Genomic DNA, 22,718 nt, shown 5'->3' with positions numbered 1-22,718 from the left:
AGACTGAGCCTGTCATGATTCTGCCCTGGCTAATCCTGATCCCCTTCATCGGCGGTTTCCTCTGCTGGATCGCCGAACACAGCAGCAAGACCCTGCCCCGCTGGATCGCGCTGCTTTCGATGACCCTGGTCCTGATCCTGAGCCTGTGGATCTGGGCCACCGGCGACTTCCAGCTGGCGCCCGCGCCCGGCGGCGAGCCGGAATGGACCCTGCAATTCAAGGTGCTGTGGATCGAGCGTCTCGGCATCAGCATCCACCTGGCGATGGATGGCCTGTCGCTGCTGATGGTCGCCCTCACCGGCCTGCTCGGTGTGCTCTCGGTCCTCTGCTCCTGGAACGAGATCCAGCGCCGCATCGGCTTCTTCCATCTGAACCTGCTGTGGATCCTGGGCGGTGTGATCGGCGTGTTCCTCGCCATCGACCTGTTCCTGTTCTTCTTCTTCTGGGAAATGATGCTGGTGCCGATGTACTTCCTCATCGCGCTGTGGGGACACAGTTCCGATGACGGCAAGAAGACCCGCATCTACGCCGCCACCAAGTTCTTCATCTTCACCCAGGCCAGCGGCCTGGTGATGCTGGTGGCGATCCTCGGCCTGGTGTTCGTCAACTTCAATGCCACCGGCGTGATCACCTTCGACTACGCCACCCTGCTGAAGACCCAGCTGAGCCCCCACGTGGAATGGCTGCTGATGCTCGGCTTCTTCGTCGCCTTCGCGGTGAAGATGCCGGTGGTGCCGGTGCATTCCTGGCTGCCGGACGCCCACGCCCAGGCGCCCACCGCCGGCTCCGTGGACCTCGCCGGCATCCTCCTGAAGACCGCCGCCTACGGCCTGATCCGCTTCGCCCTGCCGCTGTTCCCCAACGCCTCGGCGGAATTCGCGCCGATCGCCATGTGGCTCGGCATCATCGGCATCTTCTACGGTGCCCTGCTGTCCTTCGCGCAGACCGACATCAAGCGCCTGGTCGCCTACTCCAGCGTTTCGCACATGGGCTTCGTGATGATCGGCATCTACTCCGGCAGCCAGGTCGCGCTGCAGGGCGTGGTGGTGCAGATGATCGCCCACGGCCTCTCCGCCGCGGCGCTGTTCATCCTCTGCGGCCAGCTCTACGAGCGCCTGCATACCCGTGACATGCGCAAGATGGGCGGCCTGTGGTCGCGCATGCCCTACCTGCCGGCGATCAGCCTGTTCTTCGCCTCGGCGTCGCTGGGCCTGCCCGGTACCGGCAACTTCGTCGGGGAGTTCCTGATCCTGATCGGCGCCTTCAAGGTGGTCCCGGTGATCATCGTGATCGCCACCTTCGGCCTGGTCTTCGCCTCGGTCTACTCGCTGATCATGATCCACCGCGCCTACTTCGGCCCCAGCCAGTCCGACGAGCCGATCCTCGGCCTCGATGCCCGCGAACTGAGCATGGTGCTCGGCCTGGCGGTCCTGCTGGTCCTGCTCGGGGTCTACCCGCAGCCAGTGCTGGACATCTCCGCGGCCAGCATGCACGGCGTGCAGCAATGGCTGGGCGCAGCCCTTTCCACCCTTGCAGGACGGTAGTCGCGAAATGACCTTTACGATCCAACACTTCATCGCGCTCCTGCCACTGCTGATCACCAGCGCCACCCTGGTGGTGGTGATGCTGGCGGTAGCCTGGAAACGCAATCACTCGTTCACCGCCACCCTCTCGGTGATCGGCCTCAACCTGGCCCTGCTGTCGCTGCTGCCGGTCCTCGGCGTCACCCCGATCGAGGTGACACCGCTGGTGCTGGTGGACAACTACGCCTGCTTCTACATGGCCCTGGTGCTGGTCTCCGCCCTGGCCTGCGTGACCCTCGCCCACGCCTACATGGAAAGCTATCCGGGTAACCGCGAAGAGCTGTACCTGCTCCTGCTGCTGGCCACCGCCGGCGGCCTGGTGCTGGTCAGCGCGCAGCACCTGGCCAGCCTGTTCATCGGCCTGGAGCTGCTCTCGGTCCCGGTCTACGGGATGGTCGCCTACGCCTTCTTCAACAAGCGCTCGCTGGAAGCCGGCATCAAGTACACCGTGCTCTCGGCCGCCGGCTCCGCCTTCCTGCTGTTCGGCATGGCCCTGCTCTACGCCGAGTCCGGTACCCTGGGCTTCGCCGGCCTTGGCGCCAAGGTCGCCGAGCACGTGCTGAGCGGTCCGCTGGTCGGCGTTGGCGTAGGCATGATGCTGGTCGGCCTGGGCTTCAAGCTGTCGCTGGTGCCCTTCCACCTGTGGACCCCGGATGTCTACGAAGGCGCCCCGGCGCCGGTCTCGGCGTTCCTCGCCACCGCCAGCAAGGTCGCGGTGTTCGCCGTGCTGCTGCGGCTGTTCCAGATCGCCCCTGCGGCCCTGGACAACCAACTGCTGAACATCTCCCTGAGCGTCATCGCGGTCGCCTCGATCCTCTTCGGCAACCTGCTGGCACTGACCCAGAGCAACATCAAGCGCCTGCTCGGCTACTCGTCCATCGCCCACCTGGGCTACCTGCTGGTCGCCCTGATCGCCAGCAAGGGCATGGCCGTGGAAGCGGTCGGCGTCTACCTGGCTACCTACGTACTGACCTCCCTCGGCGCGTTCGGCGTGATCACCCTGATGTCCACCCCGTACAGCGGCCGCGACGCCGATGCGCTGTTCGAGTACCGCGGCCTGTTCTGGCGCCGGCCGGTACTGACCGCGGTGATGACCGTGATGATGCTGTCGCTGGCAGGCATCCCGCTGACCGCCGGCTTCATCGGCAAGTTCTACGTGATCGCGGTCGGCGTCGAGTCGCACCTGTGGTGGCTGATCGGCGCCCTGGTGCTGGGCAGCGCCATCGGCCTGTACTACTACCTGCGGGTCATGGTCACCCTGTTCCTGGTCGAGCCCGGCATCCGCCAGCACGACGCACCGTTCAACTGGGGCCAGCGCGCCGGCGGCATCATGCTGGTGGCCATCGCCCTGCTGGCGTTCTTCCTCGGCGTCTACCCGCAGCCGCTGCTGGAAATCCTCCAGCATTCCGGCCTGGCCCTCGCCGGCTGAGTCGCCCGCTCCACGAAAACCCCGCCTCGGCGGGGTTTTTCTTTGGCCCGCCCCACGCACCCTGCCCCGCTGCCGTGGCATGCTCCGCGCTCCATGGATGAACCCGGAGGCCTCATGCCCACCTTCCACGATATCGACGTCCTGCGACAACAGCGCCAGTTGGGACGCCCAGGCCGCCCGTGACTGCGAATGGTCGCGACCGGTCAACGCCGAAGAGGTCGCCGCCGCACGCCGCGGCGACTGGGCGGTGAAGCTGACCCCGGGCGCGTTACCCGCTCACTGGCTGGGCGACGTACGCGGCCGCGAGATCCTCTGCCTGGCCTCGGCCGGCGGCCAGCAGGCGCCGATCCTTGCCGCCGCCGGCGCACGGGTCACGCTGTTCGACGCCTCGGCGGGACAGCTGGACAAGGACCGCCAGGTCGCCGCCCGCGACCGCCTCGAACTGGCCTGCGTGCAGGGCGACATGCGCGACCTCTCGACCTTCGCCGATGCCTCCTTCGACCTGGTCTTCAATCCCATCTCCAATCTCTACGTCGACGATGTCCTGCCGGTCTGGCGCGAATGCGCGCGGGTGCTGCGGCCGGGCGGCAAGCTGCTGGCGAGCTTCTACAACCCGGCGCTGTTCATCGAGGACCGCTCGCCGGAACTGGCAGAGCAGGGCCTGATCCGGCCGCGACATCGCCTGCCCTACTCCGACCTGGAAAGCCTCTCCGCCGAAGCCCTCGCGGCAAAGCGCGAGAAAGGCGAAGCCCTGGTGTTCGGCCATAGCCTGACCCAGCAGATCGCCGGCCAGCTCGCCGCCGGCCTGCTGCTGCAGGATTTCTACGAAGACTGGCAACCGCACCCGCGCTTCGTCATCGACCGCTTCATGCCGACCTTCCTCGCCACCTGCGCGCTCAAGCCGAGGTCCGCCGCCGGTTGACAGCGGCGCGCGCGGACCTTAGAGTCCGCGCTCCCTTCCCGCCTGTGCTGCTGAGCGGAAAGACGCCAGCCTCCGGTTTCCACCGGACGGCTTCGCATTGTCTGTAAAGCGGCACTGTCATGTCCAAACATTCCCGGCTTGAAAAAGCCTTCCTGCGCAGCGGCATCCTCGTCGACCGCCAGCAGGACATCGTCACCCTCACCCGTCGTCACGACGGTACTTCGGCCCAGGTCCTGCTGCCCGCCAGCTTCGCGCTGGAGGAAAAGGCCGTGCGCCAGTTGCTCGACTTCGCCTCGGTCCAGGCACCCGGCGACACCGGGCACGTCTGCAAGGCCTGCGCCACGCCGGACTTCCATCCCGGCAGCATCGCCCCGGTCGGCTCCATCGTCGCCAGTACGGCGGACTTCGTCATTCCCGCTGCCATCGGCACCGACATCAATTGCGGCATGCGCCTGCTGCGTACCGGCCTGACCCTGTCCAGCGCCGAGGAGCACAGGCAAGCCCTGGTCGCCGGCCTGACCCACGTCCTGCTGCGTAACGGTCGCGACGTACCATTGCGGGTCCAGGCGTTCGAAGCGCTGTTCGCCGAAAGCCCCGGACACTGCCTGGAGCGTCTCAGCGAAGACGGCCTGTGGGCCGAGGTCGACCAGGCGCGGCTGTTCCGCGAGTTACAGGGCTGCATCGGCCTGGATGAATTCGGCGGGCGTCTCGAGTATGCCCCCGAGGCCTTGCGCGATCGCCGCCGCAGCCTGATCCGCGATCCCGGCCTGGGTACCACCGGTTCCGGCAATCACTTCGTCGAGTTGCAGGTGGTGGACCGCCTGCTCGACCGCCACCAGGCCTTCGCCCTGGGCCTCAGGGCCGACGAACTGGTGGTGATGATCCACAGCGGCTCGCGCGATGTCGGCTTCCACGTCGGCCAGCGCTGGATGGACCGTGCCCGCACCGCCTGGCCGCGCGGCCGGCGCCACCCCGCGTCCGGCCTCTACGCGCTGGGCGGCGAGCTGGCCGGAGAATACCTCCAGGCCATGGGTGGCGCTGCGCGCTATGCCTGGCTGAACCGGGTGGTGCTGGCGGAGCTGGTGCGCAAGGTCTTGCGCGAGACCTTCCAGCGCGACGACAGCGCCCTGCTGGTGGACGTCCCGCACAACGTGGTGCTCCAGGAACAGGGCCTGAATCTCCACCGCAAGGGCGCCACGCCGGCCCGCCAGGGCGATCTGCTGCTGATTCCCGGCTCGATGGGCGATTACTCGTACATCGCCAGCGGCCTGGGCCACCCGGACTGGCTATGGTCCTGCAGCCATGGGGCCGGCCGCAGCATCCGCCGGCAGGCGCTACGAGCGCTGAAAGGCCCGGGCGACAGCGCGCTGCCCTGGCACTGCGTGACCCTCCGTGAGGAGCGCCGCATCGAAGAGGCCCCGGGCGCCTACAAGCCGGTGGGGCCGGTGATCGATGCCCAGGAGCGTGCCGGGCTGATCCGGCCGCTGGCACGCTTGCGTCCGTGGCTGACCTTCAAGGCCTGAAACGAACAAGCCCCGCATTCGCGGGGCTTGTCTGCCACGGGCGCGACTCAGGCCTGCGGTTCTTCCTCGCGGCCAGTGAACAGGTCCCAGCTGGCCATGAACAGCGCAGCGATCAGCGGGCCGATGACGAAGCCGTTGAGGCCGAACAGGGCCATGCCACCGAGGGTGGAGATCAGCACCACGTAGTCCGGCATCTTGGTGTCCTTGCCGACCAGGATCGGGCGCAGGATGTTGTCCACCAGGCCGATCACCACCACACAGAACAGGATCAGCACTACGCCCTGCCAGATCGCCCCGGTGAGCAGGAAATAGGCCGCCACCGGCGCCCAGATCAGCGCCGCGCCGATGGCCGGCAGCAGCGACAGGAAGGCCATCAGGGTGCCCCAGAGCAAGGCGCCCTCGATGCCCAGCAGCCAGAAGATCAGACCGCCGAGAGCGCCCTGGGTGGCAGCCACGGCGATGTTGCCCTTCACCGTGGCGCGGATCACCGTGGTGAACTTGGCGAACAGGTGGTGCTTGTGTTCCTGGCTCAGCGGCACCGCCTGCTTGATCCGCCGGCCGAGCACGCGACCGTCGCGGAGGAGGAAGAACAGCAGGTAGAGCATGATGCCGAAGCTGATGACGAAGTCGAGGGTGTTCTGGCCGATGCTGAACGCCTTGGTCGCCACCACCTGGCTGGCCTGCATCGCCACCGAGGAGAGCTTCTCCTGCAGGCTCGAGAGATTGGCCAGGTCGAAGCGCTCCAGCCACTGGTGCACCGATGGCGGCAAGGCGGCCACCGCCTGCTGCAGGTAGGCGGCGAAGTTCAGTTCGCCGGACTTGACCCGCTGGTAGACGCTCGCGCCTTCCTGCACCAGCGAACCGGCGATGAAGATCACCGGGATGATCACGATCAGCACGCAGATCAGCAGGGTGATCAGCGCGGCGAGGTTCTTCCGATCCCTCAGGCGCACCTGCAGGCGGCGTTGCACCGGGGCGAAGATGATCGCCAGGATGGTGCCCCAGAACACCGCGCCGTAGAAAGGCAGCAAGAGCCAGCCGAAGGCGAGCGTGACCACCGCCAGCAACAGGAGAAAAGTCCGGGATTCCAGTTTCGTGTCGAGCATGTCCAATCCATCTGGCAGTGGGAAGCAAAGCATTAGTCAGCCGGCGGACGTGGATCGTTCACGACTGCCGGCCGACTCCGCCGAATAATGACAGGAAGGCTCTGTGGCGCACCACTGCCGGCTGGCTCTTTTGCCGGCAGCGGTCGCGCGGGGGAAGGGTCAGATGCGGAACTGACCGACCAGTCGGCCCAGGCCCTGGCCCAGTTGCGCCAGGCTGCGGGCGGTCTGCGCGCCCTGCTGGGCCTCGTCGGCGACGCTGTCCACCGCGCCGGCGATCTGGTGCACGCTGCGGTTGATCTCCTCGGCCACCGCGGTCTGTTCCTCGGCGGCGCTGGCGATCTGCGCGTTCATCGCGTTGATGGTGGCGATCAGCTGGGCGATGGCATCCAGCGAATCGCCGGCCTGGTTGGCCTGGTTGCTGGTGCCCTCGCCGGCCTCGCCGGAACGGCGCATGGCGTCGACCGCGGCGTTGGTGCCCTGCTGCAGGCGATCGATCATGCCCTGGATTTCCTGGGTACTCTGCTGGGTGCGGCTGGCCAGCGCCCGCACTTCGTCGGCGACCACCGCAAAGCCACGTCCGGCCTCGCCGGCACGGGCCGCCTCGATGGCCGCGTTGAGCGCCAGCAGGTTGGTCTGTTCGGCAATGGAGCGGATCACCCCGAGCACACTGACGATGGATTGCACGTCCTGCTGCAGGCTATCCAGAGAAGTCCCGCTGTCGCGGATCTCGTCCACCAGCGCGTGGATGCGCTCGATGCTGCCGTCCACCACGCGCTTGGCCGCCTGGCCTTCGTGGTCGGTCTGCTGCGCGGCCTCGGCGGCGCGCTGGGCGCTCTGCGCCACTTCATGGGCGGCGGCGGACATCTCGTTGATCGCGGTGGCGACCTGGTCGGTCTCGTGGCGCTGGCGCTCCATGGCCTGCTCGGAACGCTCGGCCTGGGCCGACATCTGCTCCACCAGTTGCTTGAGGTCGCCGGTCATCCCGGCGATCTGCCGCACCAGACCGTGGATCTTCTCGACGAAGCGGTTGAAGGAACCGGCCAGCTCGCCCAGCTCGTCGTGGCTGGTCACCGGTAGGCGACGGGTCAGGTCGCCTTCGCCGGCGGCGATGTCATCGAGGTTCTGGCGGATCTGGTGCAACGGCCGCAGCATCGCGTTGGCCACCGCCAGGCCGATCACCAGCAGGACCACCAGAAGGACGCCGGCGATCCCCACGATACTGGCGATCAGGGTGCCGATACGCTCGTCGATGTCCTGCTTGATTTCCACCAACTGGGCCTCGACGCCGTCGAGGTTGATCGCCGAGCCGATAACCATGTCCCACTTCGGCAGGTACAGGGTGTAGGACAGCTTGGGCACCATGACGCTCTCGTTGCCCGGCAGCGGCGAGGTATAGGTCACGTAGTGGCTGCCGTTGCGGCCGGCCTCCACCAGTTCGCGGTTGAGGTAGACGCCGCTGGGATCGCGGCGGTCGCGGAAGCTCTTGCCGACGTCCACCGGGCTGTCGCCGCGAAACAGGCGCACCACCTGGGAGTCGTAGCCGAAGATATAGCCGTCCTTGCCGTACTTGATCTTCGACAGGCGCGCGATGGCCTCGGCGCGGGCATTCAGGTCGCCGTTGGCCGAGCGGTCGTACTCGGCCTGGATACTGCCCATGGCGATCTGCACGTAGTGCTCGAGTTCGGCACGACGGTCGCCGAGCAGGCGCTCGCGGGTATCCTTGACTTCGGCATCAGCCTGTTTTTTCAGGATCAGCACCGCTCCGCCGCTGAGCACCAGGGCGAAGAGCAGCACCGGCACCATGGCCAGCAGGAGGACTTTGGATTTCAGGGTCAGACGCATCATCAACTCCTAGCATGACGCCCAATAAAAAACGGGATTCCCGTTTCATCGGCAATCCCGTCGGAAGCTTAAGCGGCCGGCCCGACATTCCGTCAGGCGACCGCCCGAGATGGAACTCAGAGCAACATCGCGGCGGCCCAGCCGAACACCAGCAACGGCAGGTTGTAGTGCAGGAAGGTCGGCACCACGGTGTCCCAGATGTGATTGTGCTGGCCGTCGACGTTGAGCCCGGAGGTCGGCCCAAGGGTCGAGTCCGACGCCGGAGAACCTGCATCCCCCAGCGCGCCGGCGGTGCCGACGATGCTGACGATGGCCAGCGGGCTGAAGCCCAGTTGCACCGCCAGCGGGACGAAGATCGCGGCGATGATCGGCACGGTGGAGAACGACGAGCCGATGCCCATGGTGACCAGCAGGCCGACCAGCAGCATCAGCATGGCGCCGACCGCCTTGCTGTTGCCGATCCAGGCCACCGAGGCGTCGACCAGGCTCTGCACCTCGCCGGTGGCCTTCATCACCTCGGCGAAACCGGCCGCGGCGATCATGATGAAACCGATGGTGGCCATCATCTTCATGCCTTCGGTGAACAGGTCGTCGGTCTCCTTCCAGCGCACCACGCCGGACAGCGAGAAGACCACGAAACCGACCAGCGCGCCGATGATCATCGAGTCCAGCCACAGCTGTGCGACGAACGCGGCGACGATGGATACCCCGGCCACCGCCAGGCTCTTCGGGTTGTAGCTGACATCGACGCGTTCGGCCTGCTCGATCCGCTGCAAGTCGTAGACGCGCTTGCGGCGGTAGCTGAACAGCACCGCGATGAGCAACCCGGCGAGCATGCCCAGGGCTGGGATGAACATGGCGTGGGTGACGTTGATCCCGCTGACGTCGACGCCGTTGCGCGCCACGTTGGCCAGCAGGATTTCATTGAGGAAGATGTTGCCGAAGCCCACCGGCAGGAACATGTACGGGGTGATCAGGCCGAAGGTGATGACGCAGGCGATCAATCGCCGGTCGATCTGCAGCTTGCTCAGCACATAGAGCAGCGGCGGCACCAGCAGCGGGATGAAGGCGATATGGATCGGCAGGATATTCTGCGAGGATACCGCCACGCAGAGCAGCAGGCCGACCAGGATCCACTTGAACGCACCGGCGCCCTTGCCCTGCTCGTCGTGCCGGCCGAGCAGCGCCAGGACCTTGTCGGCCAGCGCATGGGCCACGCCGGAGCGGGCGATGGCCACGGCGAAGGCGCCGAGCATGGCGTACGACAGGGCCACCGTGGCACCCCCGCCGAGGCCGCCGTTGAAGGCCTTGAGAGTCCCCTCCAGGCCTAGGCCACCGAACAGTCCGCCGACCACCGCGCCGATGATCAGCGCCAGCACGACATGCACACGGCAAAGGCTGAGGACGAGCATCACCCCCACCGCCAGCACCACTGCGTTCATCGTTGAACTCCTTGCAAATGAAACGAACTCGGCCGCCTGCGACCGAAAAAAGGGGCGTACTCTGCTACAGCCATCCCCGCCTGTCAAAGCCGCGCATGCGCGAATGTCGCCTGGTTATAAACCGTTGTGCACGGTTCTTGCGTGCGATTCGCCGAACGACGGCAATCCGGCGCCAGCGAACGGACCGTCGTCAAGAATGGGCGAGCCCTGCCGATAAGCCTTGGGCCCCCGCAGTTTCTTCGTACAAGGACCCCTCCCATGTTCCTTCGCCGCCTGTCCATCCAATGGAAGATCACCCTGCTGGCAGGCCTCTGCCTGCTCGGCGTGGTCGCCTTGCTGGTCGGCCTTTCGGTCTACCGCATGCAGCACAGCAGCGTGCTGGTGAAAAGCGCCAGTACGCAGATGCTCGACGAATCGGCGCGCCTGCGCCTGGAAGCCCGCGGGGAATTGCAGGCGTTACGCATCCAGCGCTATTTCATGGATGCCTTCCAGTACGGCAAGGGCTTCTCCCGGCAGATCCTGTTCCTCCGCGACCAGGCGCAGAAGCGCTTCCTCGATGCCTACGACCTGCGCGAAGACCTGACCCGCCAGGTGCGCACCGCGCTCGCCGCCAATCCCGAGGTGCTCGGCCTGTACGTGGTCTTCGAACCCAATGCGCTGGACGGCAAGGACGAACTGTTCGTCGACCAGCCCGCCCTGGGCAGCAACGACAAGGGACGCTTCTCCCTGTACTGGGCGCAGGCCACGCCGGGACAGCTGGAATCCGAGTCGATGATCGAGTCCGAACTCGCCGACACCAGCAGCGGGCCCAGCGGCGCGGCCTACAACGCCTGGTACACCTGCCCGAAGGAAAGCGGGCAACCCTGCGTGCTCGATCCTTACTTCGACAAGGTCGGCGAACGCCAACTGCTGATGACCAGCATCGCCTTTCCCCTCGAACTGGATGGCAAGGTGATCGGCGTGATGGGCCTGGACATCAACCTGAGCAACCTGCAGGCGCTCAGCGAACAGGGCAACCGCGAACTCTACGACGGCGTCGGCCAGGTCGGCATCCTCAGCCCCGCCGGGCTGTTCGCCGGCAACAGCCGCGACGCCGGCCTGCTCGGCAAGAACCTGGCCAAGGCGGATCCGCAGCACGCCGGCGAACTCCTGCAACTGCTGGCCGCCGGCAAGAGCCGGTTGTTCAACGAGAACGACGACCTCAAGGTGCTGCAACCGTTGCAGCCGATTCCCGGCGCCAAGCCCTGGGGCGTGCTCCTCGAAGTGCCGAAGAGCGCCCTGCTCGGCCCGGCCCTGGCGCTGGAGCGGCAACTGGACGACATGCGTCGCGAAGGCACCTGGGTCGAACTGGGCCTCGGCCTCGGCGCCGCGGTGCTCGGCCTGCTGGTGCTGTGGCTGAGCGCCCGCGGCGTGACCCGGCCGATCCTCGGCGTCGCCCACATGCTGCGCGACATCGCCAGCGGCGAAGGCGACCTGACCCAGCGTCTGCCGCACACCGGGCGCGACGAGCTGGGCGAACTGGCCGGTTGGTTCAACCGTTTTCTCGACAAGCTGCAGCCGATCATCCGCGACGTGAAGGTCTCGGTGCGCGATGCGCGCAGTACCGCCGACCAGTCGGCGGCGATTTCCAGCCAGACCAGCGCCGGCATGCAGCAGCAGTTCCGCGAGATCGACCAGGTCGCCACCGCATCCCACGAGATGACCGCCACTGCCCAGGACGTCGCCCGTAGCGCCGCCCAGGCCGCCGACGCCGCGCGCGGTGCCGACCAGGCGACCCGCGACGGCCTGGCGCTGATCGACCGCACCACCCAGAGCATCGACAGCCTGGCCGCCAACCTGACCAGCGCCATGGGCCAGGTCGAGCAACTGGCCAGCAGCAGCGAGGAAATCGGTTCGGTGCTGGAAGTGATCCGCGCCATCGCCGAGCAGACCAACCTGCTGGCGCTCAACGCGGCCATCGAGGCGGCCCGCGCCGGCGACGCCGGCCGCGGCTTCGCGGTGGTCGCCGACGAAGTGCGCAACCTCGCCCGGCGCACCCAGGACTCGGTGGAACAGATCCGCGGGGTGATCGAAGGCCTGCAACAGGGCACCCGCGACGTGGTCGACGCCATGCATGGCAGCCATCGCCAGGCCCAGGGCAGCGTCGAGCAGGTGGATGAAGCGGTGGCCGCGCTGCAACGGATCGGCGAGGCGGTGACGGTGATCAACGACATGAACCTGCAGATTGCCAGCGCCGCCGAGGAACAGAGCTCGGTAGCCGAGGAGATCAACCGCAATGTCGCGGCGATCCGTGACGTCACCGAGTCGCTGTCGAGCCAGGCCGAGGAATCGGCCCAGGTCAGTCAGTCGCTGAACCGCCTGGCCAACCACCAGCAGGGCCTGATGGAACAGTTCAAGGCCTGACCGTTCACGGCCTGAATAGCGCCGGGGGGCCGTAGGTCCCCCAGATCGCCAGGCGGGCCAGCGAGCGCAGCCAGCCACGCAGACGCGCCGGGGCTCCCGCCTCGGCCACCTTCGCTGCCGCTGTCCCGGCCTGTCGCGGCTCGCCGCGCTCGCTGCGCAACGCGTTTTCCACGGCCTGCTCGTAGCGAGCCTGCGCGGGTAACCGCGGCGACCGCCCCTCCTCTCGCTGTCCACTGGACTCGCCCAACAGGAACACCAGCACCGGCAGCATCAGCGCCCAGCGCCAGCGGCCCGTACCCGTCCGCCGTTTCATCGTCCAAGACCTCCTTGCAAGAAGCCCGGGATGCTAGGGAAAGCGCAGGAGGAAATCTTGCCGGGACTGTCGGCAAATGGTGAAGAACTGTTAAGCCCTGGCGGCGCGGCCGCTCTTCTGCAACGGCAACTCGACGCTCACCCGCAGGCCGCCCAGCGGGCTGTCCTCGAGACTCAGGCGGCCACCGCAGGCCTCGGCGATGTCGCGCGCGATGCCCAGGCCCAGGCCATGGCCGCTGACCTGCTCGTCGAGCCGGGTACCCCGCTCGAGCACCGCCTGGCGCTGGTCGGGGAGGATGCCGGGGCCGTCATCGTCGACCTTCAGGCGGACCATGCCCTCGCCCTGCGCGACAGTCAGGCGGACTTCGCTATCGGCCCACTTGCAGGCGTTGTCCAGCAGATTGCCGAGCATCTCCAGCAGGTCCTCGCGGTCCCATGGCAGGCGCAGCCCCGGTGGCGCGCTCCAGCTCACCTGCAGGTGCGGGCCGTGGATCAGGCGCAGGGTGTCGCACAGCGACGGCAACTCCTCGGCGCAATCGAAATGTGCGCCAGGCAGGGCTTCGCCGACCAGGCGCGCCTTGCCCAACTCGCGACCGAGGCGCTGCTGGATCTGTTCCAGCTGTTCGCGCAGGACCTGTTGCAACTCCGGCTGGCGCGCCATCTCCTCGCGCTCGGCGAGGCTGACCAGCACCGCCAGCGGCGTCTTCAGGGCGTGACCGAGGTTGCCCAGGGCGTTGCGCGAACGCTTCAGGGTCTCCTCGGTGTGCGCCAGCAGGTGGTTGATCTGCTCCACCAGCGGCTCCAGTTCCTCGGGAGCCTGGTTGTCCAGTTGGCTGCGCTGGCCCTGCTGCAGCTGGGCGATCTGCAGGCGCACCTCCTCCAGCGGACGCAGCGAACGACGCACGGTCAGGCGCTGCAACAGCAATACCAGGAGCAGCGCCAGGGCGCCGGCGCCCAGACCCATCCACTGCACACGGGCGAAGCTTTCCAGGATCGGCGTATAGTCCTGCGCCACCACGATCCGCAGCTTCTGGCCCATGCGCTTGTAGTGGCCGCGGAACACCAGCAGTCGCTGCTCCTCGGGCCCATCGACCAGGCCCTGCACCAGCCCTTTCTTGTGCGGCACTTCCAGCTCGCTGTCCCACAGGGAGCGTGAGCGCCAGGTGTCCTTTTCCAGCTCGATGACGAAATAGCGCCCGGAATACGGGCGCTGGAACGCCGGGTTGAGGCGTTGCTCGTCCAGTTGCATGCCGTTCGGCCCGCGCACCATGGCCACCAGCAGGTTCTCCGCCTCCTCGCGCAGATTGCCGGCGAAATAGCGCCGCAGGCCCTGGTCGAACAGCCACAGGCCGGTCTGCGCGAGGACCAGCCCGACCACCAGCAGCACCGCGAACAGGCCGACGCTCAGGCGCCGCTGGATCGACCTCATCCGGCGGCCACCCCGGCGTAGCGGTAGCCCTGGCCACGGCGGGTCTCGATCACCTCGCGGCCGAGCTTGCGCCGCAGGTGGTTGACGTGGACCTCGATGACGTTGGAATCGCGTTCGGTCTCGCCGTCGTACAGATGCTCGGCCAGGTGCCCCTTGGACAGGACCTGGCCGGGGTGCAGCATGAAATAGCGCAGCAGGCGGAATTCGGCGGCGGTCAGGTCGACGTCGGCGCCGTTCAGGCACACGCACTGGCGCTGCTCGTCCAGGCGCAGCCCAGCGGCCTCCAGCTGGCTCTGGTTGGCCAGCCCATGGGCGCGGCGCAACAGGGCCTGGATGCGCAAGGCCAACTCTTCCGGATGGAACGGCTTGGTCAGGTAGTCGTCGGCACCGGCCTTGAGCCCATCGATGCGTTCGGCCCAGGAACCGCGCGCGGTGAGGATCAGCACCGGAGTCGCGAGTCCCAGCCCACGCCACTCCTGGAGTATCTCCAGGCCGGGACGCCCGGGCAGGCCGAGGTCGAGGATGATCAGGTCGTAGGGTTCGCTGGCGCCCTGCACCGCCGCGTCGCGGCCGTCGGCCAGCCAGTCCACCGCGTAGCCCTGGCGGGTCAGGCTGGCCATCAGTTCGTCGGCCAGGGGAACGTGATCCTCAACCAGCAGCAACCGCATCAGTCGTCTTCCTCGTCCTTCAGGATGCGGCCGTTGCGGGCATCCAGTTCCAGTTCACGCACGACGCCGTCGCGGGTGAGCAACTCCACCTCGTAGACATACACGTCGTCTTCCTCTTCCAGCTCGACCTCCAGCAGGCGCGCCCCGGGGTAACGCCCCAGGGCTTCCTGCATGAGGGATTCGAGCGGCTGTATCACGCCGTCCTGGCGCAGGCGCAGGACCTCGTCCTGGTCCAGGTCGCGCGCCATCGCTTCGAGGCTGATGACCGCCAGGACCAGTGCGACGATCCCGGCGTAGCGCATGAGCCACTTCATCAGTCGTCCTGGTGGTCCTTGAGCACGGCGCCGGTAGCGGCATCCAGCTCCAGGTCCCATTTCACGCCCTGCGGGTCGCGCAACTCGACCTGGTAGATGTAGCGGCCGTATTCCTCTTCCAGCTCGGTATCGTGGACGCTCGAGCCGGGATGCTTGGCGATGGCGTTCTTGTTCAGCTCTTCGAAGGACTTGATGGTCCCGGCGTCACGCAGCTTCAGCGCCTCGTCCGGGCCGAGGTCGCGGGCCTGGGCCAGGCCGGCAGTCAGGGCGATGGCGGTGGCGGCGAACAGGGCAGTCAGTTTCTTCATGGGAATCTCTCCGTGGGAATCAATCGTGTTGCTTTCGACGGTTTGCAGATTAACCGGGCGCTCTTAATTGAAGCTGAATTTGCCGCAAGGACATGGCCGGGGCGCGCCATAGGGTAACGGAAAGCCTCTGCGATGGGGCTCGCCGGCGTTCGAAAGCGCTTGGTCCTGCGACAACTCGTCCTATAATCGCCGGTCCGCAAGGGAGAAGACCAGCATGCCAGCCATCCAGATCAAGTCCCCCGCACTGACCCTCAAGGCCGGTCGCCGCGCCCTCGCCCGCATCCGCGAACGCGGCCTGCAGCCGGCCGACGTCGGCATCGTCCCCGGTGCCGCCGGCGGGCCAAAGGCGCTGGGCATCCAGGGACTGGACCTGGCGATCTTCGGCGAGTGGCTGCCGCGCGCCCCGCGTGAACGCTCGCTGATCGGCGCCTCCATCGGTTCCTGGCGCTTCGCCAGTGCCTGCCTGCCCGACGCCGTGGCCGGCCTCACCCGCCTCGGCGAGCTGTACACCCGGCAGCGTTTTCCCAAGGGCGTGAGCATCGCCGAAGTCTCGCGCAAGTGCGCGGCGATGCTCGACGACCTGCTCGCCGGCCAGGACGCGCGGATCCTCGACAACCCGCTGTACCGCCTCAACGTGGTGGTGGTGAAGAGCCACGGGCGCCTCGCCCACGACCACAAGGCCAGCCTCGGCCTGGGGCTGTCCTCGGTGATCCGCGACAACCTGATCGGCCGCCGCCATCTGCACCGCCACTTCGAACGGGTGATCCTGCATGACGCCCGCCAGGCGCCGCCGCTGGCCGCGCTGACCGACTTCCCGTCGCGCTACCTGCACCTGGACGGCGGCAACCTGCGCCAGGCGCTGCTCGCCTCCGGCTCGATCCCGATGGTCATGGAAGGCGTCCGCGACCTGCCTGGCGCCGGCCCCGGCACCTACCGCGACGGCGGCCTGCTCGACTACCATCTCGACCTGCCCTACGAGGACCGCGGCGTGGTGCTCTACCCGCACTTCACCGACAAGGTGATCCCCGGCTGGTTCGACAAGGGCTTGCCCTGGCGCCGTGGCGACGCCGGGCGCCTGCAGGACGTGCTGCTGCTGGCGCCGTCGCGCGAGTACCTGGCGCGCCTGCCGCACGCCAAGCTGCCGGACCGCAAGGACTTCACCCGCTACCTCGGCGACGACGACGGCCGCGAGCGCTACTGGCGCCAGGCGATGGCGGAAAGCCGCAGGCTCGGCGACGAATTCCTCGAACTGGTCGACGGCGGCCGGCTCGGCGAACGCCTGCAAGCGCTGGACTGAGCCGCCACCGACGAGAAGGATCCTGCATGAAACTGGCCGTAGCGCTGATCCACGGCATCGGCGACCAGCCCGATAGCCGCGACGAGGACGGTCTGCACAGCTACGCCCGCGAACTGGTGGCGGCGCTGCGCCGACGTCTCGGCGCGGAAGCCGGCGAGGTGGCCTTCCAGAGCCTGTACTGGGCCAGCGTACTGGACGCCCGCGAGCTGGACTACCTCAAGCGCATCGAGCGCGAGCCGCTGGGCTGGCGCTGGCTGCGCCGGGCGGTGACGCTGTTCCTCGGCGACGCCAGCGGCTACCGCAAGGTCAGCGCCGCCTACGACACCACCTACCAGCAGGTCCACCAGCACGTGCGCAGCGGGATCATGGCCCTGCGCGCGAAAGTCGGGCCGCAGACGCCGCTGGTGATCCTCGCCCACTCCCTGGGCGGGCACATCGTGTCCAATTTCATCTGGGACCAGCAGAAACTCAACCGCACGCCGAGTTGCTCGATCGACCCCTTCCTCGGCCTGGAAACCCTGGCCGGGCTGGTCACCTTCGGTTGCAACATCCCGCTGTTCACCTTCGCCTACGAGAAGGTCTGTCCGATCCGCTTTCCCGGCCACTGCCTGCCCCCGGCCATCCGCCAGCAGGCACGCTGGCTGAACGTCTACGCGCCGGCCGATCCGCTCGGCTATCCGCTGCGGCCGTTGCAGAACTACGCCGCGGTCGTCCACGAGGACCTCGCCCTGCCGGTCGGTCCCTGGTACAAGCGGCACACCCCGTTGAGCCACATGGAGTACTGGAACGATGCGCGCTTTCACGATTACCTGGCGGACTACCTGCGCCGCCTGTTGGCTGCTGGCCTCGAGCCTGCCGGCGCTGGCCGCGCCCTCCCCGCAGGCGAGCCAGGAGATCGGCCGCTTGCTGAGCTTTGTTGAAGACAGCGGCTGCACCTTCATCCGCAACGGCAGCGAATACCCGGCCGCGGAAGCCCGCGCCCACCTGCAGAAGAAGCTCGACTACCTGGAGCGCAAGGACCTGGTCGCCAGCAGCGAGGACTTCATCGAGCGCGCCGCGACCCAGAGCAGCCTCAGCGGCAAGCCCTACCAGGTGCGCTGCGCCACGCAGACGCGCAACTCCGCCGACTGGCTGAACCAGGAGCTGCGGCGTCTGCGGCAAGCCCCCTGATCAACCGGGATGGCCGTCGACCCGCGGACGACACAGCATCGGCGCATAGAACCAGGCGAACAGCAGGAACGCCAAAGCCCACAGTCCGCCTGCCAGGGGCAGCGCCCAGTTCGCCGGCAACAGGCTGGGCAGGAACACCCGCGCCGCGCAGCCGAGATTGAGCAGAGCGAAAGCCCAGGGCATCGCTGCCGGCGGTTGCAGCGCGCGACCGGTATGGCCGAGAGTGACCCGTGCCAGCATCGCCAGGATCAACCCGCCCATGCCGCCCACCGCCAGCGCGTGCAGCGCCTGGCTCGGCGCCAGCGCCAGGCCCAGGCTCCAGAGCGCCATGCCAAGCGGCGCCACGGCGATCCAGAAATATGCCAGGTGCAGAGACCAGAGCAGCGGCACCTGCCAGATGCCGCGATCGCGCCAACGCCACAGGCGCCACAGTTGCGCACCACCGAGGGCGGCGAACAGTCCTGCAAGCCAGGGCGTCGGCTGCGTCGTGACGCCCGCGGCGGTGAGCAGCGCCACCAGCACGCAGCCCAGCAGGATGCCATTGTCCAGCCAGGCGATCGCCGGCACCTGCTGCTGACGGCCGAGACCGCGCTGGGTGAAGAACGGGATCACCCGCCCGCCGATCAGGTTCATCATCCCGGCGATCAGCCATAGCGCGGCGATGGAGGCACGCCGTTGCCAGTCGTCGTTGCCCTCGAACAGGCCGAGCAGGACCAGGGCGTCGGCCAGGGTCAACAGCAGCAACAGGCCCACCACCGGGTAATTGCGCTTCTGCCGCACCCGCCACAGGCTGCGACCGATAGCCCAGGCCAATAGCGGCAGGAAGCTCAGTTGCAGCACCAGCAGCAGCGCCAGCGGCGCATCGAATAGCCAGGCCAGGCGCGCCGCCAGCCAGAGCCCGGCGAGCAGGGCCAGGGGTTTGCCCTGCAGGCCGGGTACGCCGGTCCATGTCTGCACGGCGGTCAACAGGAAGCCGGCGATGATCGCCACGCCGAAACCGAAGAGCATTTCGTGACGATGCCAGGCCAGCCAGCCACCGACCGGTTGCCAGCCGCTCCAGAGCCCGGCCAGCGCCGCCAGCCAGAGCGCGATGGCGAGGACCGCGAACAGCGCGCCGCCGAGGAAGAACGGGCGGAAGCCCAGGCGCCAGATCGGCGGTATGGCCATCAGCCTGGAACGATCAAGCACTTGCACAGCAGACCTCCCAACCGGGTCGACGCATGCGGAACAGCGCGCTCAGGCGCATCACGTAGCCAATCTTCAACAGGGTCGGGCCGAGGATCACCAGCGCATGGGAAAACACCAGCGCCGGCATGTTCAGGTAGCGGTCGAGGAAATAGGCGGCGATCACGCCGGCGACGAGCAGCGCCAGGCCGGCCGCCAGCAGCCCGTGACCGATCCGCAGCACCCGCCGTGGACAATCGAACAGAGCGTTCATCTCGATCTCCTTTTTCCGAAAAAGGGCCGACGCACCTCGCGCCGGCCCGTCGCTTCAGGCGTCCAGCGCGGCGGCCGGACCGAAGAACTCGTAGTGGCATTGCTGCGAGGGTACGCCGAGGTCGGCCAGGTGGCGCTTGACCTGCGCCATGAAAGGCCGGGGTCCGAGGAAGTAGGCGTCCAGGTCGCGCTCCTGCGGCAACCAGTCGGCCAGTTTCTCGCGGCTCAGCAATCCCTCGGCGTCGGCACTGTCGCCGGCGCGCGGTTCGCTGTAGCAGAAGAAGTGCTCGACCTGCTCGTGCTGCGCCGACACGTCTTCGATCCAGTCGCGGAAGGCATGCACGCCGCCATGCCGGGCGCAATGGATGAAGCGGATCGGCCGCGCCTGCGGCAGCGCTTCCTGCAACATGGCCAGGGCCGGGGTGATGCCGACGCCGGCGGTGATCAGCACCAGCGGCTTGTCGCTGTCACGCAGGACGAAATCGCCAGCCGGCGGAAACAGATCCAGCTCGTCGCCCTCGGCGACCCGGTCATGCAGGTAATTGGAGACCCGTCCACCCGCCTCGCGCTTGACGCTGATGCGGTATTCGCGGCCGTTGCTGGCAGCGGAAAGCGAATAGTTGCGGCGCACTTCCTCGCCGTCGATGTCCAGCCGCAGGCCGATGTACTGTCCCGGCTGGAACGCCAGCAGCGGCTGGCCGTCCACCGGCTCCAGGTAGAACGAGGTGATTTCCTCGCTCTCCGCCTGCTTGCGTGCCACGCGGAAGCGCCGCACGCCGCGCCAGCCGCCATCGGCCTGGGCGCTGGCGGCATACACCGACTCCTCGGCCTCGATCAGCAGGTCGGCCAGTTGCTGGTAGGCCGCGCCCCAGGCTTCGAGGACTTCGTCGGTGGCGATCTGTTCGCCGAGGACCTCGCGGATCGCCCGCAACAGGCAAGTGCCGACGATCGGATAGTGTTCGGGCAGCACCTGCAGGGAGACATGCTTGTTCACCACCTTGGCCACCAGCGGGCCGAGTTCCTGCAACTGGTCGATGTGCCTGGCGTACATCAGCACGCCATTGGCCAGCGCCCGCGGCTGGTCGCCGCTGGCCTGGTGGGCCTGGTTGAACAGCGGGCGAACCTCGGGGTACTCGCCGAGCATGGTGCGGTAGAAATGGGTGATCAGCGCTTCACCGCCGGTCTCCAGCAGCGGTACGGTGGCTTTGATGAGGGCACGTTGGGCATTGGACAACATAGATGACTCCTGACGCATGCAAGGTTTTGTTTCACCTCGAAGCATTTCAGGAAGCGTGCCAAGGCAAACTACCAGAATTCACGGGCCTTGCAGACCGGCATAGGTCATAATGACTGCAACCATTCAGAGTCATTAGGACTGCAAAGAGGTCGAAATGACCACCAATCCCTTGCTTGCCACCCTGATCCCGCTGGTTGCCGACCTGTCCCGCGACCTGCCGGAAGACGAACGCTACCGCCGCCTGCTCCAGGCCCTGCGCGACCTGCTGCCCTGCGACGCCACCGCGCTGCTGCGCCTGGACGGCGAATACCTGATCCCGCTGGCGGTGGACGGCCTCAGCCCGGACACCCTCGGCCGGCGCTTCCGGGTCGGCGAACATCCGCGCCTCGAGGCCCTCCTGGAGCGCCGCGGGCCGACCCGCTTCCCCGCCGACTGCGGCCTGCCCGATCCCTACGACGGTCTGGTGGAAGGCCTCCACGGCCACCTGGAAATCCATGATTGCCTGGGCTGTCCGCTGTACCTCGACGACCAGCCCTGGGGCTTGCTGACCCTGGATACCCTCGATCCGTCGCGCTTCGCCAGCGCCGACCTGGATACCCTGGAGGCCTTCGCCAGCCTCGCCGCCGCCACGGTCAAGGCCAGCGAGCGGATGCGCGACCTGACCCGCCGCGCCGAGGACGAGCACCAGCGCGCCGAGGCCTATCTCGAAGCCGCTGGCGAGCGGCCACGGGAAATGATCGGCCAGAGCGCCGCGCACAAGGCGCTGCTGGAAGAAATCCGCCTGGTCGCCAACAGCGACCTGAGCGTACTGATCACCGGCGAGACCGGGGTCGGCAAGGAACTGGTGGCGCAATCCATCCACCGGCATTCCATGCGCAGCGGCAAGCCGATGATCAGTCTCAACTGCGCCGCGCTGCCCGAGACCCTGGTGGAAAGCGAATTGTTCGGCCATGTGCGCGGCGCCTTCTCCGGCGCGGTCAACGAACGGCGCGGCAAGTTCGAACTGGCCGACGGCGGCAGCCTGTTCCTCGACGAGGTCGGCGAGTTGCCGCTGGCGGTGCAGGCCAAGCTGCTCCGCGTGCTGCAGAGCGGGCAGTTGCAGCGGGTCGGCTCCGATCGCGAGCACCGCGTCGACGTACGCCTGATCGCAGCCACCAACCGCGACCTGGCCGAGGAAGTGCGTGCCGGGCGCTTCCGCGCCGATCTCTACCATCGCCTCAGCGTCTATCCCTTGCGCGTGCCGCCGCTGCGCGAGCGCGGCCGCGATATCCTCCTGCTGGCCGGCTACTTCCTCGAGGAAAACCGACCGCGCCTGGGACTGCGCAGCCTGCGCCTGGACCACGAGGCCCAGGCCGCGCTCCTCGACTATCGCTGGCCGGGCAACGTGCGCGAACTCGAGCACCTGGTCGGCCGCGCCTCGCTCAAGGCCCTCGGCCACAATCCGGAGCGGTCGCGGATCGTCACCCTGCATCGGCAGGATCTCGACCTGCCCGCGGAAACCCCCGCGCCACCTCGCAGCGTGGTCGAGCCCGCGCCCGCCGCGCCAACGACCGGTCACTCGTTGCGCGCGGCCACCGACGCCTACCAACGCCACCTTATCCAGGACTGCCTGGCCCGTCACCAGGGAAGCTGGGCCTCGGCTGCACGCGAGCTGGGCCTGGATCGCGCCAACCTGGCGCGCCTGGCGCGCCGCCTGCAACTCAGGTAAACGACCGCCCGGTCGGAGCAGACCGGGTCCGGCGCGCAAACCTGCTACCATGGCGCCCCCATTCCGGTTGTCCGATAACCCCGATCCAGAGCGCACTACAGTGGAACTCTTCAAAGAATTCACCTTCGAATCCGCCCATCGCCTGCCCCACGTCCCCGAAGGCCACAAATGCGGGCGCCTGCACGGCCACTCGTTCCGTGTCGCCATCCACATCGAAGGCGAGGTCGATCCGCATACCGGCTGGATCCGCGACTTCGCGGAAATCAAGGCGATCTTCAAGCCGATCTACGAGCAACTCGACCACAATTATCTGAACGATATTCCAGGCCTGGAAAACCCCACCAGCGAAAACCTCTGCCGCTGGATCTGGCAACAACTCAAGCCGCTGTTGCCGGAACTCTCCAAGGTCCGCGTCCACGAAACTTGCACCAGCGGTTGCGAATATCGGGGCGATTGATTCGCCCGACTCTCCCCTGGCGCTTCGCCATCTGCTCTAAAACGGGCTTCCACACAACGGGCCCGTTCTGCCGTCTCTCTCCCATGGGTTGTACGAAGCATTATCCCCACGGACATAAAGGTTTCATATTC

The 22,718-nt window shown here is 67.3% G+C and carries 20 protein-coding genes and 1 pseudogene; 10 read left to right on the top strand and 11 right to left on the bottom strand.

All coding sequences use genetic code 11. The features are described 5' to 3' along the window. The first annotated feature begins 14 nt into the window (after window positions 1–14). From nuoM to AT700_RS11725, 4 genes and pseudogenes are all read left to right on the top strand, one after another. Window positions 15–1,544: an NADH-quinone oxidoreductase subunit M gene (gene nuoM, locus AT700_RS11740; RefSeq protein ID WP_003097684.1), complete on the top strand. Its 1,530-nt coding sequence runs from the start codon at window positions 15–17 to the stop codon at window positions 1,542–1,544. A 7-nt stretch (window positions 1,545–1,551) separates the two neighbouring features. Beyond that, window positions 1,552–3,012: an NADH-quinone oxidoreductase subunit NuoN gene (nuoN, locus tag AT700_RS11735; RefSeq protein WP_017001975.1), complete on the top strand. Its 1,461-nt coding sequence runs from the start codon at window positions 1,552–1,554 to the stop codon at window positions 3,010–3,012. A gap of 114 nt (window positions 3,013–3,126) precedes the next feature. Further along, window positions 3,127–3,934, top strand: a pseudogene (locus AT700_RS11730) (class I SAM-dependent methyltransferase). Between the two features lie 119 nt (window positions 3,935–4,053). Next, entirely contained in the window at window positions 4,054–5,457 is a 1,404-nt protein-coding gene (locus AT700_RS11725; protein WP_003116715.1) for an RtcB family protein, read from the top strand. A gap of 47 nt (window positions 5,458–5,504) precedes the next feature. Here AT700_RS11725 and AT700_RS11720 read toward each other — a convergent pair whose 3' ends face one another. From AT700_RS11720 to AT700_RS11710, 3 genes are all read right to left on the bottom strand, one after another. After that, window positions 5,505–6,563: an AI-2E family transporter gene (locus AT700_RS11720; RefSeq protein WP_003113380.1), complete on the bottom strand. Its 1,059-nt coding sequence runs from the start codon at window positions 6,561–6,563 to the stop codon at window positions 5,505–5,507. Window positions 6,564–6,722: 159 nt separating this feature from the next. Further along, on the bottom strand, window positions 6,723–8,408 hold the full coding sequence (locus tag AT700_RS11715; RefSeq protein WP_003143814.1) for a methyl-accepting chemotaxis protein: 1,686 nt from the start codon (window positions 8,406–8,408) through the stop codon (window positions 6,723–6,725). A gap of 113 nt (window positions 8,409–8,521) precedes the next feature. Beyond that, complete coding sequence (locus AT700_RS11710) at window positions 8,522–9,847, bottom strand: Na+/H+ antiporter family protein (RefSeq protein ID WP_023089230.1); 1,326 nt, start codon at window positions 9,845–9,847, stop codon at window positions 8,522–8,524. Window positions 9,848–10,105: 258 nt separating this feature from the next. Here AT700_RS11710 and AT700_RS11705 point away from each other — a divergent pair, with 258 nt between their 5' ends. After that, on the top strand, window positions 10,106–12,250 hold the full coding sequence (locus tag AT700_RS11705) for a methyl-accepting chemotaxis protein (RefSeq protein WP_003113383.1): 2,145 nt from the start codon (window positions 10,106–10,108) through the stop codon (window positions 12,248–12,250). A gap of 4 nt (window positions 12,251–12,254) precedes the next feature. On the opposite strand, the gene AT700_RS11700 is transcribed toward AT700_RS11705, so the two are convergent. The 5 genes from AT700_RS11700 to AT700_RS11680 form a co-directional block, all read right to left on the bottom strand. Continuing rightward, the gene (locus tag AT700_RS11700) at window positions 12,255–12,563 is read right to left on the bottom strand and encodes a hypothetical protein (RefSeq protein ID WP_003097699.1); all 309 of its coding nucleotides are present in this window, start codon (window positions 12,561–12,563) and stop codon (window positions 12,255–12,257) included. A 90-nt stretch (window positions 12,564–12,653) separates the two neighbouring features. Continuing rightward, complete coding sequence (carS, locus tag AT700_RS11695; RefSeq protein ID WP_003090493.1) at window positions 12,654–13,991, bottom strand: two-component system sensor histidine kinase CarS; 1,338 nt, start codon at window positions 13,989–13,991, stop codon at window positions 12,654–12,656. After that, entirely contained in the window at window positions 13,988–14,659 is a 672-nt protein-coding gene (gene carR, locus AT700_RS11690; protein WP_003090494.1) for a two-component system response regulator CarR, read from the bottom strand. Before carR ends, carS begins: the two co-directional genes overlap by 4 nt. Continuing rightward, window positions 14,659–14,973: a PepSY domain-containing protein gene (locus AT700_RS11685; RefSeq protein ID WP_003097704.1), complete on the bottom strand. Its 315-nt coding sequence runs from the start codon at window positions 14,971–14,973 to the stop codon at window positions 14,659–14,661. Before AT700_RS11685 ends, carR begins: the two co-directional genes overlap by 1 nt. After that, window positions 14,973–15,281: a PepSY domain-containing protein gene (locus tag AT700_RS11680; RefSeq protein WP_003090497.1), complete on the bottom strand. Its 309-nt coding sequence runs from the start codon at window positions 15,279–15,281 to the stop codon at window positions 14,973–14,975. The genes AT700_RS11685 and AT700_RS11680 overlap by 1 nt, the downstream gene beginning before the upstream one ends. A 214-nt stretch (window positions 15,282–15,495) precedes the next feature. On the opposite strand from AT700_RS11680, the gene AT700_RS11675 reads away from it, so the two are divergent. The 3 genes from AT700_RS11675 to AT700_RS11665 are packed head-to-tail and all read left to right on the top strand — an operon-like array spanning window position 15,496 to window position 17,748. After that, window positions 15,496–16,578, top strand: coding sequence for a hypothetical protein (locus AT700_RS11675; protein WP_003113385.1), 1,083 nt, complete (start codon window positions 15,496–15,498; stop codon window positions 16,576–16,578). 26 nt (window positions 16,579–16,604) lie between these two features. Next, entirely contained in the window at window positions 16,605–17,498 is an 894-nt protein-coding gene (locus AT700_RS11670; protein ID WP_003116712.1) for a hypothetical protein, read from the top strand. Further along, on the top strand, window positions 17,482–17,748 hold the full coding sequence (locus tag AT700_RS11665; RefSeq protein WP_003115326.1) for a DUF5329 domain-containing protein: 267 nt from the start codon (window positions 17,482–17,484) through the stop codon (window positions 17,746–17,748). The genes AT700_RS11670 and AT700_RS11665 overlap by 17 nt, the downstream gene beginning before the upstream one ends. Here AT700_RS11665 and AT700_RS11660 read toward each other — a convergent pair whose 3' ends face one another. From AT700_RS11660 to hmpA, 3 genes are read right to left on the bottom strand one after another with little or no spacing between them, the layout of a single operon-like run. Continuing rightward, complete coding sequence (locus AT700_RS11660; protein WP_003122598.1) at window positions 17,749–18,942, bottom strand: NnrS family protein; 1,194 nt, start codon at window positions 18,940–18,942, stop codon at window positions 17,749–17,751. It abuts the gene before it with no gap. Next, window positions 18,929–19,186, bottom strand: coding sequence for a psl/pyoverdine operon transcriptional regulator PpyR (gene ppyR, locus AT700_RS11655; RefSeq protein ID WP_003090502.1), 258 nt, complete (start codon window positions 19,184–19,186; stop codon window positions 18,929–18,931). Before ppyR ends, AT700_RS11660 begins: the two co-directional genes overlap by 14 nt. A 54-nt stretch (window positions 19,187–19,240) precedes the next feature. Next, window positions 19,241–20,422 (bottom strand): NO-inducible flavohemoprotein, encoded by a 1,182-nt coding sequence (gene hmpA, locus AT700_RS11650; protein WP_003113387.1) that lies wholly within the window; start codon window positions 20,420–20,422, stop codon window positions 19,241–19,243. Window positions 20,423–20,576: 154 nt separating this feature from the next. Between hmpA and norR the strand changes: the two genes are divergently transcribed. Together norR and queD are read left to right on the top strand one after the other, a co-directional pair. Continuing rightward, window positions 20,577–22,130 carry a nitric oxide reductase transcriptional regulator NorR gene (norR, locus tag AT700_RS11645; RefSeq protein WP_003090504.1) on the top strand — a complete coding sequence of 518 codons (1,554 nt, stop codon included), beginning with the start codon at window positions 20,577–20,579 and terminating at the stop codon, window positions 22,128–22,130. A gap of 100 nt (window positions 22,131–22,230) precedes the next feature. After that, window positions 22,231–22,587: a 6-carboxytetrahydropterin synthase QueD gene (gene queD, locus AT700_RS11640; RefSeq protein WP_003090505.1), complete on the top strand. Its 357-nt coding sequence runs from the start codon at window positions 22,231–22,233 to the stop codon at window positions 22,585–22,587. Window positions 22,588–22,718 lie beyond the last annotated feature (131 nt).

The sequence above is a fragment of the Pseudomonas aeruginosa genome (genome assembly GCF_001457615.1).
GTDB lineage: Bacteria > Pseudomonadota > Gammaproteobacteria > Pseudomonadales > Pseudomonadaceae > Pseudomonas > Pseudomonas aeruginosa.
This window is presented reverse-complemented; position numbering and strand designations above follow the sequence as displayed.

Excerpts from the sequence above, each read along its gene's own strand:
- AT700_RS11720 (WP_003113380.1), bottom strand. The coding sequence starts at position 6,563 with ATGCTCGACACGAAACTGGAATCCCGGACTTTTCTCCTGTTGCTGGCG.
- nuoM (WP_003097684.1), top strand. The coding sequence starts at position 15 with ATGATTCTGCCCTGGCTAATCCTGATCCCCTTCATCGGCGGTTTCCTC.
- nuoN (WP_017001975.1), top strand. The coding sequence starts at position 1,552 with ATGACCTTTACGATCCAACACTTCATCGCGCTCCTGCCACTGCTGATC.
- carS (WP_003090493.1), bottom strand. The coding sequence starts at position 13,991 with ATGAGGTCGATCCAGCGGCGCCTGAGCGTCGGCCTGTTCGCGGTGCTG.
- hmpA (WP_003113387.1), bottom strand. The coding sequence starts at position 20,422 with ATGTTGTCCAATGCCCAACGTGCCCTCATCAAAGCCACCGTACCGCTG.
- ppyR (WP_003090502.1), bottom strand. The coding sequence starts at position 19,186 with ATGAACGCTCTGTTCGATTGTCCACGGCGGGTGCTGCGGATCGGTCAC.
- carR (WP_003090494.1), bottom strand. The coding sequence starts at position 14,659 with ATGCGGTTGCTGCTGGTTGAGGATCACGTTCCCCTGGCCGACGAACTG.
- AT700_RS11725 (WP_003116715.1), top strand. The coding sequence starts at position 4,054 with ATGTCCAAACATTCCCGGCTTGAAAAAGCCTTCCTGCGCAGCGGCATC.
- AT700_RS11715 (WP_003143814.1), bottom strand. The coding sequence starts at position 8,408 with ATGATGCGTCTGACCCTGAAATCCAAAGTCCTCCTGCTGGCCATGGTG.
- AT700_RS11705 (WP_003113383.1), top strand. The coding sequence starts at position 10,106 with ATGTTCCTTCGCCGCCTGTCCATCCAATGGAAGATCACCCTGCTGGCA.
- AT700_RS11680 (WP_003090497.1), bottom strand. The coding sequence starts at position 15,281 with ATGAAGAAACTGACTGCCCTGTTCGCCGCCACCGCCATCGCCCTGACT.
- norR (WP_003090504.1), top strand. The coding sequence starts at position 20,577 with ATGACCACCAATCCCTTGCTTGCCACCCTGATCCCGCTGGTTGCCGAC.
- AT700_RS11670 (WP_003116712.1), top strand. The coding sequence starts at position 16,605 with ATGAAACTGGCCGTAGCGCTGATCCACGGCATCGGCGACCAGCCCGAT.
- AT700_RS11685 (WP_003097704.1), bottom strand. The coding sequence starts at position 14,973 with ATGAAGTGGCTCATGCGCTACGCCGGGATCGTCGCACTGGTCCTGGCG.
- AT700_RS11675 (WP_003113385.1), top strand. The coding sequence starts at position 15,496 with ATGCCAGCCATCCAGATCAAGTCCCCCGCACTGACCCTCAAGGCCGGT.
- AT700_RS11710 (WP_023089230.1), bottom strand. The coding sequence starts at position 9,847 with ATGAACGCAGTGGTGCTGGCGGTGGGGGTGATGCTCGTCCTCAGCCTT.
- AT700_RS11700 (WP_003097699.1), bottom strand. The coding sequence starts at position 12,563 with ATGAAACGGCGGACGGGTACGGGCCGCTGGCGCTGGGCGCTGATGCTG.